The sequence below is a fragment of the uncultured Cocleimonas sp. genome, from assembly GCF_947495625.1.
In the GTDB taxonomy this organism is placed as follows: Bacteria; Pseudomonadota; Gammaproteobacteria; order Thiotrichales; family Thiotrichaceae; genus Cocleimonas.
The window spans coordinates 1-776 of sequence record NZ_CANLZW010000078.1 but is presented as its reverse complement, the minus strand read 5'-3'; the positions used below and the strand labels follow the sequence as shown (position 1 = coordinate 776).

1 protein-coding gene is annotated in these 776 nt (G+C 44.8%); it reads right to left on the bottom strand.

Features of this window, described 5'->3' with window-relative positions; translation table 11 throughout:
* Nucleotides 1-776 (bottom strand): elongation factor Tu (locus Q1A31_RS20910; RefSeq protein ID WP_299881757.1); only part of this gene is annotated, 776 nt, incomplete at both ends.

Sequence of the window (776 nt, the reverse complement as noted above, 5' to 3'; positions counted from 1 at the left end):
TTTGCAACAACACCAGCACCAACAGTACGTCCACCTTCGCGTATTGCGAAACGCAGACCTTCATCCATTGCTATCGGGTTGATTAGAGTTACTACCATCTTGACGTTATCGCCTGGCATAACCATTTCTGTTCCTTCAGGAAGATCACATGCGCCTGTTACGTCAGTTGTTCTAAAGTAGAACTGTGGACGATAACCGTCGAAGAATGGCGTATGACGACCACCCTCATCTTTTGACAGAACATATACTTCTGCTTCAAATTTTGTATGCGGCGTAATTGACTTAGGCTTACAAAGAACCTGACCACGCTCAACATCTTCACGCTTAGTACCGCGCAGTAATACACCTACGTTATCACCAGCCTGACCTTGATCAAGCAACTTACGGAACATTTCTACGCCCGTACATGTAGTAGTAGTTGTATCTTTGATTCCAACGATTTCGATCTCATCACCTACGTGAACAATACCGCGCTCGATACGACCTGTTACAACTGTTCCACGACCAGAGATTGAGAACACATCCTCAACAGGCATTAGGTAATCACCGTCAATAGCACGCTCTGGCTCAGGAATATAAGTATCCAGCGCCTCAACCAACTCAACTATTTTAGCTGTGTAAGCCTCATCACCCTCAAGGGCCTTAAGAGCAGAACCTGTAATAATTGGCGTATCATCACCTGGGAACTCATACATATCAAGAAGCTCACGCACTTCCATCTCAACAAGCTCTAGTAGCTCTTCATCATCTACCATATCAGCTTTGTTTAGGAATAC